Origin of the sequence: Methyloprofundus sedimenti (assembly GCF_002072955.1) — a bacterium.
Classification (GTDB): domain Bacteria; phylum Pseudomonadota; class Gammaproteobacteria; order Methylococcales; family Methylomonadaceae; genus Methyloprofundus; species Methyloprofundus sedimenti.
On record NZ_LPUF01000002.1, the window covers coordinates 117280 to 131427 of the forward strand.

A 14148-nucleotide genomic window follows, 5' to 3' on the forward strand; every position below is an offset into this window, starting at 1 on the left:
ATCTGAATATAATTACAATGGATTATTCAATAACTCATCCAGCTCTGGTAGTGTGTTATCTTGTTTTCGACAAGACTTATAAAAATCAACAAATTCCATAAAGGCCTGTTCCAGATCGTCCAGGATTCCTTCTTCATTTTCCCGTTCATCCGGCAGTACATCAGGGGAGTCCAGGTATTCTTTTTGTAAAGCAACCTCACTGTTTATGGAGAGAATCGCATAGATAATAGCATTGCTAGAAAGTGTGTCTGACATCGGAGCATCCTAAGGTCGGCGTTGGTTGGGTAAGCCTGTCAAGTAAAGCGCAGTTAATACTGTATAATGATACCCGACATAAACTATATTTATATCAAATATCATTATAGCCAGTACTGCGTTAAAAAAACTTTAGCTAATCCACAATTATTTTGTTTAATCACGCAGTAATTCGTTAATACCTGTCTTGCTACGTGTTTTTTCATCTACCTGTTTAATAATAACTGCACAGTACAAGCTATGACTACCATCTTTGGATGGCAAGTTACCAGAAACTACTACTGATCCAGCTGGAATACGACCGTAGCTGATTTCACCAGTCATACGGTTAAAGATTTTAGTACTTTGACCTATATAGACGCCCATAGAAATAACTGAGCCTTCTTCAACCACAACGCCTTCTACGATTTCAGAGCGCGCGCCAATAAAACAGTTATCTTCAATAATAGTTGGTCCTGCCTGTAATGGCTCTAAAACACCACCAATACCCACACCACCAGATAAATGAACGTTTTTACCAATTTGCGCACAAGAACCCACCGTTACCCAGGTATCAACCATCGTGCCGCTATCCACATAAGCTCCGATATTAACATACGAAGGCATTAATATTGCGCCCGGTGCCACATAAGAACCATGACGTGCCACGGCATTGGGTACTACACGCACACCTGCTGCAGCAAAATCTTCAGGTGTATATGATGCAAATTTAGTTTCCACTTTATCGTAGTAACGTGTTGCTCCACCATCCATTACCCGATTTTCATTAATTCTGAAAGACAGTAATACTGCTTTCTTTAACCACTGATTAACCACCCATTCGCCACTGCATTTATCAGCAACGCGAGCCTTACCTGAATCGAGTAAATTAATTGAATCTTTAACCGCATTACGCACTTCATCCGAAACGCTAGTTGGAGAAATGTCGGCGCGATTGTCAAAAGCCTGATTTATGATTTTTTCTAATTGGTTCATCATTTGTCTATTTTAAAGAGTTAATAAAATTTTTAATTCGATGTGCTGCTTCTACGCATTCAGGTACGGGAGCAACCAAAGCCATGCGTACGTGATTCTTTCCCGGGTTAACCCCATTTACATCACGCGATAAATAACTACCCGGTAAAACGGTTACATTTTGCTGAGCAAATAATTGTTGTGCAAAATCAGTATCGTCGACCTCTGTTTTCAGCCACAGATAAAAACTGGCAGGCGGTTGTTTAACGTGGCAAACTGCAGACAAGATTTCAGTTACCGCCTTAAACTTGTCACGATAAAACTGTCTGTTCTCCAGCACATGCAGCTCATCCTGCCAGCCAGCGATACTGGCATACTGAGTCGGCACAGGCATGGCGCAACCATGATAAGTACGATACTTAAAAAACTTGCTCAAAATATCGGCATCGCCAGCAACAAAACCAGATCTTAAACCAGGAGCATTTGAGCGCTTGGACAAGCTGTGAAAAATCACACAGTTTTTATAACTGCTATGCCCCATTGCATCAGCTGATTGCAATAAACCTTGCGGAGGATTGTGTTCATCTGCATAAATTTCGCTATAGCACTCATCAGAGGCAATAACAAAATCATATTTAATCGCCAGGTTAATCAGTTTTTCATGGGTCGCCTGATCAATTACCATCCCCGTAGGGTTGCCCGGTGAGCAAATATACAGCAATTGACAGGCTTGCCAGGTCTGTTCGGAAACACTATCAAAATCAGGTAAATACTGATTATCTTCCAGAGTAGGCAAATAATAAGGTTCCGCCCCTGCCAATAAAGCCGCGCCTTCATAGATCTGATAAAAAGGATTAGGCATCAGCACTAATGCATTTTGCTGCCCATCAACCACACATTGAGCAAACGCAAACAAAGCTTCACGGGTACCATTTACGGGTAACACCTGTGTTTCGGGATCAGCTTGCACTTGAAAGCGCCTGATTATCCAGTCACTAATTGCTACTCTTAATTCTGCCAGGCCTTTAGTCGTAGGATAGCTGCCTAATGCCGCCATATTTTCCAATAGAGCACTGGTAATCACTTCGGGCGTCGCATGTTTTGGTTCACCAATAGACAAGGCAATATGCGCTTTATCTGCAGGCGGTATAATGCCCTGCTTTAATTGCGCTAACTTCTCAAAAGGATAGGGATGTAATTGCGATAAATGCGGGTTCATTCAAGATGCTTAAGTGTCAAATAACCCATTATTATATCATGGGCAGATGGTCTTTTTAAAAAATACCCGATACACTGCCCAAAAAACAGTAAAATATGCGTTTAGCTTTTCAGTTTAAGCAACAATAGAGATGTCTGCTGGAGGCTTCCCCTGCTCTATTATCTATTTTCAGACTTAAGTCAAAAACCTTTTATATCCCCCAACATCCCAATGACTAATCGCTTTATTCTCCTCATTACCCTTTTCTGTATCAATCTGACTTACACTCCCATGCTATTAGCACATGCAGGTGTTGACCATGGAGATAATTGTTTTGTACATCTGGCCGGGATGAAATTGCGCCTGGGCGGATTTCAAGCAGAATCCAAAATAGGCGGAGGTAAACATTTTTGCCATCTGTTTCCTGCCACCGGTGAGGTTATTTTTACTTTCGATGCCCTTCCCGACAGCCAGCTTAAGCAAAAGAAATTAAACTTAAAGCTATTAGCGGCTGCATCAGTCTGGGATATTTTATTTGACTTTGACAATTCCTTTAAGCAAACACTAAGTCAAGCTGATAACTCGTTAACTATTAAACATACAATTCCTAATATGGGGCTGTATGCTATGCAGGTTTCATTACAATCTGATGAATTAGAACCGAGTATTAACAACAGTCAGCGCTTTGTGTTTTTAGTTGGCTTTCCTATTATAAAAATACTAGTGTTAATCGGGTTTGGGTTTGTATTGGTATTAGCTTATGTGTTGCTTAAACAATTACAGGCCGGTGCAGCTAAGAAACATTAAAAAATTAGCCTGAACTGCATCAGGACATTATTTATAAAGGCCTTGTGATATCGGTAGCTAAAGCCTACTTCTCAGGTTTATTTTTTTAATACATGCCAGATAGTACCGACATTGGACTGTAATTTATCCAAACATAGAGTAATCGCCACTTCTTCAATGGCGGCCAGAACATAAATAAACACTGCAAATCTTAGTGGCCAGGCTATATCAGCGAGAAACAACGGATATAATGATGAGCCGAGAGAAACAGCGGCTATCTTCACTCCCCAGGTATGATAGCTTGGATAGGAACCGAATTTAATCATTCCCGATACTGCAGGAATCAGGTAACAGGCGATAATTGCATACAAATAATGATCCTCACGGTGGACAATTTCCGGCCATAGCCACCAGGTGCCAAAACCTATAGTCAAATAGGTCGCTAAATCAGCCCAGGTATCCAGCCGGGCACCAAACTGAGTTACTTGTCCGGTAAGGCGTGCAGCCAGACCGTCTAGTACATCAGTCAGAAATGCAAAAGCCAGCACCGCCATAAAAGGCAAACCATAACCATTCCATGCCAGGTATAACATAAGGGGTGCAGTAATAAACCGGACACTGGTAAGCAGGTTTGGCAATGTCAAGAATAGGGAGCTGTGTGTTAACTTCATGTTTTTGAGCTATTTCAGGTAATCTTTTAGAATGTTTGCCGATACACGCCGATACGACTGATTATTTAACTTAACCCAGAGATTAGTCACAAAATAACCATAGGGCATTTTGGGACCCTGATCGGAATAAGGAATTTCATGAAATGAACTTAATGCCTGCTGGTGATGGCCAATATGGTTCGCCAATCCAACCAGAGCATATTCAGATAAACTGGATTGATTGACCCAGGCCAGTGTTTTATCTGCTCGTCCCTGTTCAAGTCCCCAATGTTGATAATAATTAATAGTTTCCAGTAAACGCACTCCGGCAAGCGCCTGATATAAAAAAATAAACGCCGCAGCCCAGCCAAAAATCATTAAAATCCATAGCAATAGCATGATTTCAACTATCAGTCCATGTAATACCGAATTGGCTAACATTCGATAATGATATACCGGAGCATGTTCTAAACCCAGGCGTTTAAGCTCAAAATTCCAGGCATATTTAAAGTGACCGACCGTTACTCTTTTCCAGTATGTTTTAAAATCTTCGTCTCGCTTAGCTGTCGCAATATCTTGCGGAGTAGCCACGCTCAAATGATGCCCCTGCAGATGGGCTATCACAAAGTGCTCATAACAGACAGTATATAACAGCATTCTTCCTAATATCTGTTTGTGTCTTTGGCTTCGATGTATTAATTCATGTGCAACAATAAGCGCAGAACTGCCCGATGTTGTGCCCACCAGGATTCTTAACACAATCAAATTGACGCTAGAGGTGATAATGTCTGCAGCAGAACCCCATTGCAATTGACTGGCATAATTAAGCAATAAACCGATAATCAGGAATTGCAGGACAGCCAGAATATATAAAATAGCGTCATAAAACCCTGTAGAAACAAACTGCTTTTTTTTATTTAAATTAACTTTAGGACCAAGCCAGTCAAGTACTATCAATGACCACAGTGGGGTAGTCCAGATTAGCGCGTCAAGGGCATCATGGGGACCGGTGTATAAAAACCAGAGTACACAGCCGGGTAGAAAAAAGCTGCTTAGATATTTCAAATGGTCAAACATTGCCGACCTCAATTATTAACGTTGTATTGTATTTATTATTATGAAACGTTGTTATACTTCGCGCGGCCACAGATGCGGTTGTATATTTATCTTATCAGGATATTTGCTATCGCCTATGTTTTGCCCTGAATTTATTGACTAAATACCCGATTGGCAAATTCAGTTTGAAACGAGTCCCGACAAAGCGTAATGAAGCATAACCACTATAGATTCGCCGCCAGTGCCGGTCGAGCAATGCACGGTCAGCGGTATTATTAAAAATATCATCCATATGAAGCTGAATGGCTTTTTTTGCCAAAAAAGTATGTCCCGAAGCAGCATTATCAATAGAGATATGAATATTTGCAATGCCCGGATCGATACCCCAATAATTCCAGTCATCTACCAGGCTCATATAACTCCTGCCTAGACCACTTAATTCTATAGCCATATTCAAGCCTAATAATTCAGGTAAAAATTCTACGCTAAAGTGAGACAGTGACAACATATAAACTGGCAAATCAAAGGCACTATTGATAAAGCCCGGATGCTTAATGAATGCCTTGCTATATACCGTGGGAAGCTGAATCGATAGACTCTCTAGTAGTTGCTCAAAGATATGCGGGTGATTTTGTTGCAATCGACCATTACCAATCTCATCACAATAAATTTTAAACAAAATATCACAAATCTCAGGATTTATGGCTTGCAAAGCCTGGCTGTTTTGCAACCAGCAACCGTCAATCAAAATCATAGGTGCTATCTGTTCCAGCCCCCAGATATAAGCCTCTCTGGAAACTGTTGGTTGGCCTTGCAATGGCTGATAAGCACTCATTTCGCGTTGATAAATAGTCTCTATATAGCTATCGAACTGTTGATGCGTGTAATGCTTAAAGGGCAATGAATTAAGCCAGGTACACGCACGCAACAAGTTACGCGCTTTGGTTCGGGCAATGGGCAATACATCTGGAAATAAATCCGCATTGAGCAGGTAATAATACAGCTTTCTATTGCTTAGTTTTGCATATTTTTTTTGCGTCTGCTTGATCAGCAATGTTGGTTTATAGTAACTTGCAAATGATTTTTTCGGTTCCTCAACTATATTCATGGAACCTTTATTTGGCTCACTATTCAACCAGTTTTTTAGAATATCCAGTTCGAACTGATCCAGAACACCAAACATAGGTCCGTTAAAATTAAACAATTTCAGTAATGGGCTATCGAGTGGTTTTTGTTTATTAATATAGCCTGATTGCATTAATGCCTGCAGAAATTCGTGGCTATTTGCTGGCAGTTCAGCAAACCACATATCCAGCTTCTTTCCTTGCACACAAATATTCTGATGATGACCCATCGCGGCTGATGCTTTTTGTTGCAATAGCCGGGTAACTGCCTGGTTTGTTGATAGGGGCGTTTGTAAAACGTGTTGCAGACGATCCTTGCAGATCTTCATTTGCTGATGATAAAGCCAAAACCCGCTTTGTATGCGTTGCCATAATTGTTGCTGTTGCTCGGGAAATAAATCCAGATAGCTTGATATGCACGCTTGTAAAGGAAATAACTGTTGCTGTATTTGTCGCTTACGTAGCGTAACAAAAGGCACCAGCAATGACTGCTCTGGAAAGCAAATCTCAAGTAATGCAGGCATCTGACAATAAGCCAGCGTAAAGCCAAGAATTTCAGCAAATAACACTCTGGGAAATCGTGCCATAGCAAGCTGAATACTGGCAAAATCAAATATCTCCAACATCAAACCGGCTTGCTGGCAATACTCATAACTGTGCAGAATGGGAGATTTATAACCACTACTCAGAAGCAGTGCACGGTATAATTGATGAAAATTTCCCCCGTTCTGCCCTGCCTCGGCTAGCTGCAAATAAACTGCCATCAATTGCACCGTCGTTGCGGATTGACTACAGGAAATCTGAGCGATATTTTGTAACCAGTCAGGTTGAGTCAAGTGTATGGCTGCCAGCTGATTTATTAGTAGGTAAAAATCATCCTGGGTCTGTAGCGCTTCGGGTAACGGGGATATTTCTGGAGCAATTAAAGTAGCAAGCGATTCTTTGCCATATTCATCGATTTCGAAAGGCGCATAAGCAAGACTGACCTGATTTAGATGCCAGGCAAGAAAATCATAGGCATCAGACATGACATGTTGATTATTCCCGGACTGATTCAGTTGATAAAATAATTCCCGTGCATCGTCAAACTGGCTATGTCTACCCTCTAATTGCCGGGTAAATAATAAACCTAAAGCAGGATCATAAGCATGGTCAAACTTATTCATGACGCGGTTTGCAAATTAAATAATCATTAACCACCAGCGCATCAAGACCGGTGCTCAAAAAAACCGCGAGTGCATCGTCCAAAGAATGAATCAGCGGTTTGCCCATGACATTAAAACTGGTATTTAATAGCATGGGGATCTGAGTTTGCTGATAAAAGCAGTTAATCAATTGATAAAAACGCGGATTCCAATCTTGTTTGACGGTCTGCAAACGCCCGGTACCATCAACATGACAGACGGCCGCTATGTGTTCCTGCATGTTTTCTCGAATACGCAGAGTTTTATCCATATACGGGGATTCATGATAATGCTCAAAAAACTCTTCGGCATGTTCATGCAATACCGACGGCGCGAAGGGTCGAAAACTTTCCCGAAATTTCACTTTTTGATTGATATTATCCTTGGTCGCTGCAAATCTTGGGTCTGCCAGAATGGAACGATTACCCAGGGCACGCGGACCAAACTCTGCCCTACCCTGTACCCACCCAATCAGTTGACCCTGTGCCAGTAAGTCAGCTGTAGCTTCACAAATACTATCCGGTAAATACTGGATATTTAGAGCACGATTGTATTGAATTAAGTTTTTCACCGCGTTATCAGGAATTGCCGAACCTAAATAAGCAGATTTAATAGCCGCATCAGCAAGCGCTAAACCGGGGTGTTGACAATGTAATGCAAGCCATGCAGCTCCTAATGCAGTGCCATCATCGGCCGGTGCAGAGGGAATAAAAACCCGGTTAAAATCAGTGCGCTCTTTTATCTGTCCATTAAAAGCTGAATTTAAAGCACAGCCTCCGCCTAATGCAAGGTTTTGACTGCCGGTCTCATGCTGTAGATGCTGCAATAACTTAGTCATCAATTCAGCAAAAAAATATTGCCCTGTAAACGCCAGATCTGCAGCTTGTTCTATAGGATCCTGATCATGTCGTTTGAATTTTTCCAGCGCCGCGATGCTGGTAAACAGGCTATTGGATTGATGCAGGCAATCAAAGCCCTTGACAGTAATAGTGTTTTTTAACAGCTCATAAAGCGCCTGATTGAGCTGTCCATAAGGAGCCAGGCCCATGACCTTCCATTCTTCTCCTTTAAGCCAGTCAAAACCGCATAGCTCAGTGACTTTCATATAATAAAAGCCAATACTACCTGTGCCTCGGGTTTCATACAGGCAGTTTAAGCGTTGATCTTTGAAATGATAAAAGCCCATAGAGCCATTTTCACCAAAAGAATCGATCACTGCACAGGCGGAGTCAGAAAACGGACTGCTGTAACAAGCAGTCGCGGCATGGGTTAAGTGGTGATGATAATCAACAAAGGATATTGTGCAGTCAGGATAATATTCGGCAATAATCCGCGCTAGATTAATCCCGCCACTGTCAATATGATTACGCTGACTGGCAATCATATGGTGCAGTTGATAATTTTTAAGTGGGGAACGCAGTTTTTTTATGCCTTTTTTGTTTAAACCAGGAGCCGTTAAACACCCAAGTGCAGCAATAATATTCTCATATAAAGGGCGTTTTTTGCGCCAATTGCTGGCAATCACAAACTCACCCGGACCTGGACAGTATTGCTGCAGCAACTCCTGCACACGCAGTAAAGGATCAGCCGGACAATTTAAAGCACGCTTATTCTGTAAATAGCGCTCCGTTGCTTCAGCAAACAGTACTTTACCCTGCTCATCAATAATAGCCAAAGCGGGATCATGATAGGTAATTGATAGGCCGATATAGTATTTTTTCACTGCTTATCCCGAAAGTATAAAACATACTGCTGACACTGATAATATCATATTCAAGTAGCTAAGTTCATAGCCGAAAAAATCACCCACCTTCATTTTGAGCAAATTTTGCAGAATTAAAAAAAACATTCATAATAGGACTACAATTACAAGCATATTAATAATTTCATACCCGGTCACTATACCAGGCAGTCTGTTAAGTGGTGCATTAACCTGCAGATTATCTGACACGGGTGAACTTGGAGCACAGACCTGCTTATTTATACTTCGTGCGGCCACGGATGCGGTTATCTAGTGGCCGTACGAAGTATAGATTAAGTCATAAGCAAAATAGATATAGCATTAATTATTCAACATAACTTACAGCATCACTCGATCAATAAACAGGAAAGATCATGAACCCCGGTTTCTTTAAGTATCTTATACTCATCTCCCAGTTTGAGATAAAAAGGCTATTTACTACCCGCAAAGGCTTCCTATACCTGATGACTTTTGCGGTTATCTGGTATTTTATTTTGCTATATCCTATTCGCTTTGCTTCCGATTTTCTTGGTCAGCAACAGAATACACCTGAAAGCAGCAGTTTTTTTCAGTTTATTGGCTTTGGATCATTACTGGATTGGAAAATACCTGAACTTGGCGTGTACTGGCACTTTTCTCTGATTCTTTTTCCTTTACTCACGGTCATGAGTTCTGCAGACCAGACTTGCTCAGACAGGGGACGTGGAACTTTGCGTTTTCTTTGCTTGCGCGTAAGTAGAGACAGTCTGTTTTTTGGCCGCTTTTCAGGTATTATGCTGATTCAGGCTATATTAATATGCACGAGTTTATTAAGCACTGTAGCTCTTATTACATTTCGAGACGCTACCATGTTACCTGTCGCCTTCAACAATGCTATGGCAATATTCATTAACTTATTAATAGCTTTACTACCCTTCACAGCCATGATGGCCCTACTGTCTGCCACAGTTCAATCGGCTCGGCAGGCAACAGTATGGGCGATTTTAATCTGGAGTTTTCTTGCAGGAATCATAACTGTTTTATCCTCGTACCTGCCTGCTTTGTATAATTTGAAATTTATGATTCCCGGTTATCAAATGTCTGCACTGTCACAACTGACAGAATGGCAGGCTTTGCAACTGGCTTATATTCCCTTACTCCAAACCATAGCGTTATTGACTCTAGGTCGCTGGGTCATGCAAAGACAAAGCTTATGAACTCTCCTATTATAGAATGCCATAATCTTAGCTATAACTATTCGGGCAAAACAGCACTCAGCAATATCAGCTTTGTTTGTGATTCAGCTGAGCCGATTGGCTTAGTCGGTCCAAACGGTGCGGGTAAAAGCACCCTACTCAGTATTCTTTGTGGTTTTTTGCCAATTACTTCGGGCAGTGTGACATTATTTAATCACCAACCTGGCGCATCAGCGCTGAGTGGTAGAGTCTCAGCTTTGCCTCAGGATGCACAGCTAGACCCGGCATTCTCGATTGGTGAACAACTCGCATTTTATGCGCGTTTGCAAGGTTTAAACAAACAACAAGCCAGACGCGAAGCAAGCAGAGTTCTCGAAGCAGTAGCACTTAAGGATGTTTTAAAGGAAAAGCCTAATGCTCTCAGTCATGGCATGGCAAAGCGCGCAACGATTGCTCAGGCCTTAATTGGTAAGCCGGAGTTAATACTTCTGGATGAACCCACAGCTGGCCTGGACCCGGTTAATACTCGAAAAATCCGCACTATAATAGCCGATTTATCGCCCTCCACAACCTTTATTATCAGCTCGCATGATCTTGCTGAACTTGGCCGTTTATGTCAGCAAGTATTACTGCTGGACAAGGGTATCATGAGCACAATGCAGTTAAATACAACAGAAAACGATAGCCCTACCCGGTTTATTACCTTGCAAATGCTGTCCTGTCCTGCCGCCGATGTAATGGCAAAGTTCAAACAAATAGCGGGCATTGTGCAGATTTCTAATTCGCAAAAAAATGAATTTATTATTGAATATAAAACCGCAATAGAACCCAAGATGGATCTAAAAATTCTTATGTGTATTAGTGATAATAACTGGCAATACCGTCAGCTTAGTCAGGGCAAAACTCTGGAAGAAAAGCTGTTCTTTACAGAGTCATAAGCACCCGGAAAAGCGGACTATACTCTTTGGCATTAGTTCGATATATTTGATCTTGATAAAAGTTGGTACTGGTCGCTTCTATTGTGCTTCAAGAAAAAGCAGATTTGAATACACGCATGAGGAACTAGCATTAATTAAATGGCAGCATACTCGCTTACAAGCTCCAGTCGAGGGGATTTACCGGATTCATCAATTCAATACTGACATTCACCAAAGCGGGAAGAACATAATCAAGCTGTGCCTGATCTCTTGTTTTCCATTAGTGTTTTATTCTCAACTGTCGTAAGCTTAAAACGACCAAGGTTAATATCGTCAGCGGGATAATAGCATGTAGTCCCGTAGCCAGATATTCACGGTAAGCTGAATTTAACACCAACCAAAGCATGTAAACCAAATAATACCCGAGAAATACCAGGCCTTCCCAGCGTGAAATCAAGTAGCCCGTAAAAAACACGGGTAAACACAGCATAGCAACTGCAATCATAGCGGGTATGTCAAAAGCCAACGCTTCAGTTGCGACTAGAACACCGTCAGGAGCCACTAATGCGCTTAAACCGATAACGCATAGAATATTAAAAAGATTACTGCCTACGACATTGCCTACAGCAATATCCGTTTCGCCTCGAAAACTGGCGACGATAGAGGTGGCCAATTCGGGCAAGGAAGTACCTACTGCGACAACTGTAAGGCCAATGACTAAATCACTAACAGCTAAAGCGTGCGCAATTGATACTGCGCTATCAACCAGCCATTGAGAGCCTAAAACCAGTAAAACCAGGCCCAACACAATGAGTATTATATCTTTAAACAGCGTATTTTTAGTTTGTCTAAATTCGGCTGCATATTCTGCCTGAATCACTGCATTCTCTCTCCTGCTGCTACGTATTACATGCCCCGTATAAGTCAGCACCATTATAAATAAGGTTAGACCTTCTACACGATTAATACTGCCATCCAGTGCAAAAATATAAAGCAATATAGATACACCTATCATAAAGGGTGCATCACGCCGTATCAATCGTTGCGATACAACCAAAGGCGCAACCAATGCAGCAATGCCTAAAATTAACAACACATTGGCAATATTACTGCCAACAACATTTCCTATTGCAATATTTGCACCAGCCTGGCCTATCAACGCAGAGCGAACACTGACAGCTAATTCTGGCGCACTGGTACCGAATGCCACCACGGTTAAGCCGACGACCAGCGGTGAAACACCAAAAGTAGCAGCTAATCTAGAAGAGCCACGTACTAACGCTTCAGCGCCACCCACCAAAAAGACTAAACCGAGCACAAATAAAACGAGAGTAAGATTATCCATAAATACGCATATAAGAAATGAGGAGGTTTGGCTCAAGAACCAAGAACATCAACAGTTAGCGGGAACTCATACTGACAGGCAATGACATTAATGTCAGCCAGCTTGATTTCTATAATTATTAAGCACCCAGGTTAGTTAGAGTCTGCTCAATTCCAGAAAAATAAGCGCGATAGGCGGCAATGATTGAATATGCCATCCAGACTGCAATTGCCATATAAATTAAGCGAGGAATCCATTCAGCGAGCATTTCTTCCTGTATGCTAATCGCTTCCGCTTCTAGCCTCGCAAAATGCAATAAGCTAGTAGCTAATGTTCCGCTTTGCTCACCGATCGCAATTATTTGCAAAGTGCTTGATTTGAATTCCTTAATTTGCATCAAGACCCCAGTTAAACTACAGCCTTCCTGAATCGAAAAACCCGCTGTTCTAATCCGCTGCGCCAAAAGTGCATTCTTCACAGTGTTGGCTGCTTTCGGCAGTGCCTCCAGCATTGGCACACCTGCATCCAGCATCAATCCCAATATTAACAGAAATTCTTTGATTTGTCTGCGTATCAGCCAGTGGGCCAGCAGCGGTAATGTTAATTGTAATTTGAAAATGCTCCCCCGTAGACCGATAAAACGTAAAGCTCCTTCCGTCAACCAGAAAGGAAGTTGCCAGACTATATACAATAATATCAATATAAAAACGAATACTCCGAAACTGCTAAAGATGTAATCTATCATAGTAATACTACCGGTAAATAGAGCGGGAACCGGATGAATTAGCAATGCTAAAAATAAAATACTCAAAGGTAAAAATAACTGTGATTTTACCTTTCTAATATGCCTGGCTTTATCTCCATAATACCTCGCGAGCTGCTGGTAAATATCAGCGAGTTTACCCCGCTGATCTCTCCAACTGTGATTAATGCTCTGTCTAGCTGATTAAAGATGCCTACTTGATAACCTGACTCTGCAATAGATCGACCCGATTTCAGGTATGTGATTGCTTGGTAGCATTTTGCACTTAGCTTGCTTCCCGTTTCGATTAATATTTTAAATGCCAGCACATTAGAAATACCGGCTTCTTCCATTCTGGCTAAATGAAGATATAAATCAGCCAGCTGAGTAATATCTGGTGTTTGTTTATGCTTAACTTTTGACATGCGTTACCTTGATCTTGATAATTCTCTGAATTTCCTGCTAGCAACACCTCATTTATTCACTCGCCTCAATAGTCATTTTTCCGTCAAATTGAATCACTTTGAATCGTTTCAACACAGTCATGCCAATTAAAACCTGATCCAACGTATCCAGAATAACAGCATGTGTATTGTATCAAGTAATCGTTCCTATTTGCAGTGACGGGATAATGGTCTGATGGGACTTTACGTTACCAGCGGCTGTTTGACTGATGACCGGCATACCAAATTTTAGCCCGGCTTGTTGCGCTAATTTTCCAGGCACGGCAACTGAAGTTGCCCCGGTATCAATCATGAATTCCATTGGATAATTATTTATCATTCCAGCCCCAGAGTAATGCCCTCTTCTATCGGCGGAAATAGTAATACCTTTTTCGGTAATCTCAACTGGATTTTTATACAACAATTGTTGTATAAAATCATTCGGATGCTCAAGCGCATAGCTAGGAGACTGCCTGCTCAATAGATTATCCGCTAACAAATAAAGCGCAACAAAGGATAAGGCAACTAATAAAATAGGGTGTTTCATTGTGTATGCTGATTTAATGTAGTCATGGAATGGCGCTTGCGTATTCTTCACA

14 protein-coding genes are annotated in these 14148 nt (G+C 41.5%); 3 read left to right on the forward strand and 11 right to left on the reverse strand.

What is annotated here, in order from left to right:
- Positions 1-12: 12 nt before the first annotated feature.
- From AU255_RS13430 to dapC, 3 genes are all read right to left on the reverse strand, one after another.
- Entirely contained in the window at positions 13-255 is a 243-nt protein-coding gene (locus AU255_RS13430; protein ID WP_080523453.1) for a hypothetical protein, read from the reverse strand.
- 156 nt (positions 256-411) lie between these two features.
- Entirely contained in the window at positions 412-1230 is an 819-nt protein-coding gene (gene dapD / locus AU255_RS13435) for a 2,3,4,5-tetrahydropyridine-2,6-dicarboxylate N-succinyltransferase (protein ID WP_080523454.1), read from the reverse strand.
- Positions 1231-1237: 7 nt separating this feature from the next.
- Positions 1238-2428, reverse strand: coding sequence for a succinyldiaminopimelate transaminase (gene dapC, locus AU255_RS13440; protein WP_080523455.1), 1191 nt, complete (start codon positions 2426-2428; stop codon positions 1238-1240).
- Positions 2429-2638: 210 nt separating this feature from the next.
- Between dapC and AU255_RS13445 the strand changes: the two genes are divergently transcribed.
- Positions 2639-3214, forward strand: coding sequence for a hypothetical protein (locus AU255_RS13445; protein WP_143735970.1), 576 nt, complete (start codon positions 2639-2641; stop codon positions 3212-3214).
- A 77-nt stretch (positions 3215-3291) separates the two neighbouring features.
- On the opposite strand, the gene AU255_RS13450 is transcribed toward AU255_RS13445, so the two are convergent.
- From AU255_RS13450 to AU255_RS13465, 4 genes are all read right to left on the reverse strand, one after another.
- Positions 3292-3864, reverse strand: a complete 573-nt coding sequence (locus AU255_RS13450) for a CDP-alcohol phosphatidyltransferase family protein (protein ID WP_080523457.1) — start codon at positions 3862-3864, stop codon at positions 3292-3294.
- 9 nt (positions 3865-3873) lie between these two features.
- Positions 3874-4920 carry a fatty acid desaturase gene (locus tag AU255_RS13455; RefSeq protein WP_080523458.1) on the reverse strand — a complete coding sequence of 349 codons (1047 nt, stop codon included), beginning with the start codon at positions 4918-4920 and terminating at the stop codon, positions 3874-3876.
- Between the two features lie 106 nt (positions 4921-5026).
- A complete protein-coding gene (locus AU255_RS13460; RefSeq protein ID WP_080523459.1) occupies positions 5027-7189 on the reverse strand; it encodes an iron-containing redox enzyme family protein in 2163 nt (720 codons plus the stop codon).
- Positions 7182-8930 carry a carbamoyltransferase family protein gene (locus AU255_RS13465; RefSeq protein ID WP_080523460.1) on the reverse strand — a complete coding sequence of 583 codons (1749 nt, stop codon included), beginning with the start codon at positions 8928-8930 and terminating at the stop codon, positions 7182-7184. Before AU255_RS13465 ends, AU255_RS13460 begins: the two co-directional genes overlap by 8 nt.
- A gap of 392 nt (positions 8931-9322) precedes the next feature.
- Between AU255_RS13465 and AU255_RS13470 the strand changes: the two genes are divergently transcribed.
- Together AU255_RS13470 and AU255_RS13475 are read left to right on the forward strand one after the other, a co-directional pair.
- Positions 9323-10144: an ABC transporter permease subunit gene (locus tag AU255_RS13470; protein ID WP_080523461.1), complete on the forward strand. Its 822-nt coding sequence runs from the start codon at positions 9323-9325 to the stop codon at positions 10142-10144.
- A complete protein-coding gene (locus AU255_RS13475) occupies positions 10141-11061 on the forward strand; it encodes an ABC transporter ATP-binding protein (protein ID WP_080523462.1) in 921 nt (306 codons plus the stop codon). Before AU255_RS13470 ends, AU255_RS13475 begins: the two co-directional genes overlap by 4 nt.
- A 259-nt stretch (positions 11062-11320) precedes the next feature.
- Here the strand turns inward: AU255_RS13475 and AU255_RS13480 are convergent, their stop codons facing one another.
- From AU255_RS13480 to AU255_RS13495, 4 genes are all read right to left on the reverse strand, one after another.
- Complete coding sequence (locus tag AU255_RS13480) at positions 11321-12385, reverse strand: calcium/sodium antiporter (protein WP_080523463.1); 1065 nt, start codon at positions 12383-12385, stop codon at positions 11321-11323.
- A 118-nt stretch (positions 12386-12503) separates the two neighbouring features.
- Positions 12504-13109 carry a type II secretion system F family protein gene (locus AU255_RS13485; RefSeq protein WP_143735971.1) on the reverse strand — a complete coding sequence of 202 codons (606 nt, stop codon included), beginning with the start codon at positions 13107-13109 and terminating at the stop codon, positions 12504-12506.
- Between the two features lie 86 nt (positions 13110-13195).
- Positions 13196-13531, reverse strand: coding sequence for a hypothetical protein (locus AU255_RS13490; protein WP_080523465.1), 336 nt, complete (start codon positions 13529-13531; stop codon positions 13196-13198).
- Positions 13532-13703: 172 nt separating this feature from the next.
- Positions 13704-14096: a retropepsin-like aspartic protease family protein gene (locus AU255_RS13495; RefSeq protein WP_080523466.1), complete on the reverse strand. Its 393-nt coding sequence runs from the start codon at positions 14094-14096 to the stop codon at positions 13704-13706.
- Positions 14097-14148 lie beyond the last annotated feature (52 nt).

Excerpts from the sequence above, each read along its gene's own strand:
- AU255_RS13430 (WP_080523453.1), bottom strand. The coding sequence starts at position 255 with ATGTCAGACACACTTTCTAGCAATGCTATTATCTATGCGATTCTCTCC.
- dapD (WP_080523454.1), bottom strand. The coding sequence starts at position 1,230 with ATGAACCAATTAGAAAAAATCATAAATCAGGCTTTTGACAATCGCGCC.
- dapC (WP_080523455.1), bottom strand. The coding sequence starts at position 2,428 with ATGAACCCGCATTTATCGCAATTACATCCCTATCCTTTTGAGAAGTTA.
- AU255_RS13445 (WP_143735970.1), top strand. The coding sequence starts at position 2,639 with ATGACTAATCGCTTTATTCTCCTCATTACCCTTTTCTGTATCAATCTG.
- AU255_RS13450 (WP_080523457.1), bottom strand. The coding sequence starts at position 3,864 with ATGAAGTTAACACACAGCTCCCTATTCTTGACATTGCCAAACCTGCTT.
- AU255_RS13455 (WP_080523458.1), bottom strand. The coding sequence starts at position 4,920 with ATGTTTGACCATTTGAAATATCTAAGCAGCTTTTTTCTACCCGGCTGT.
- AU255_RS13460 (WP_080523459.1), bottom strand. The coding sequence starts at position 7,189 with ATGAATAAGTTTGACCATGCTTATGATCCTGCTTTAGGTTTATTATTT.
- AU255_RS13470 (WP_080523461.1), top strand. The coding sequence starts at position 9,323 with ATGAACCCCGGTTTCTTTAAGTATCTTATACTCATCTCCCAGTTTGAG.
- AU255_RS13475 (WP_080523462.1), top strand. The coding sequence starts at position 10,141 with ATGAACTCTCCTATTATAGAATGCCATAATCTTAGCTATAACTATTCG.
- AU255_RS13480 (WP_080523463.1), bottom strand. The coding sequence starts at position 12,385 with ATGGATAATCTTACTCTCGTTTTATTTGTGCTCGGTTTAGTCTTTTTG.
- AU255_RS13485 (WP_143735971.1), bottom strand. The coding sequence starts at position 13,109 with ATGATAGATTACATCTTTAGCAGTTTCGGAGTATTCGTTTTTATATTG.
- AU255_RS13490 (WP_080523465.1), bottom strand. The coding sequence starts at position 13,531 with ATGTCAAAAGTTAAGCATAAACAAACACCAGATATTACTCAGCTGGCT.
- AU255_RS13495 (WP_080523466.1), bottom strand. The coding sequence starts at position 14,096 with ATGAAACACCCTATTTTATTAGTTGCCTTATCCTTTGTTGCGCTTTAT.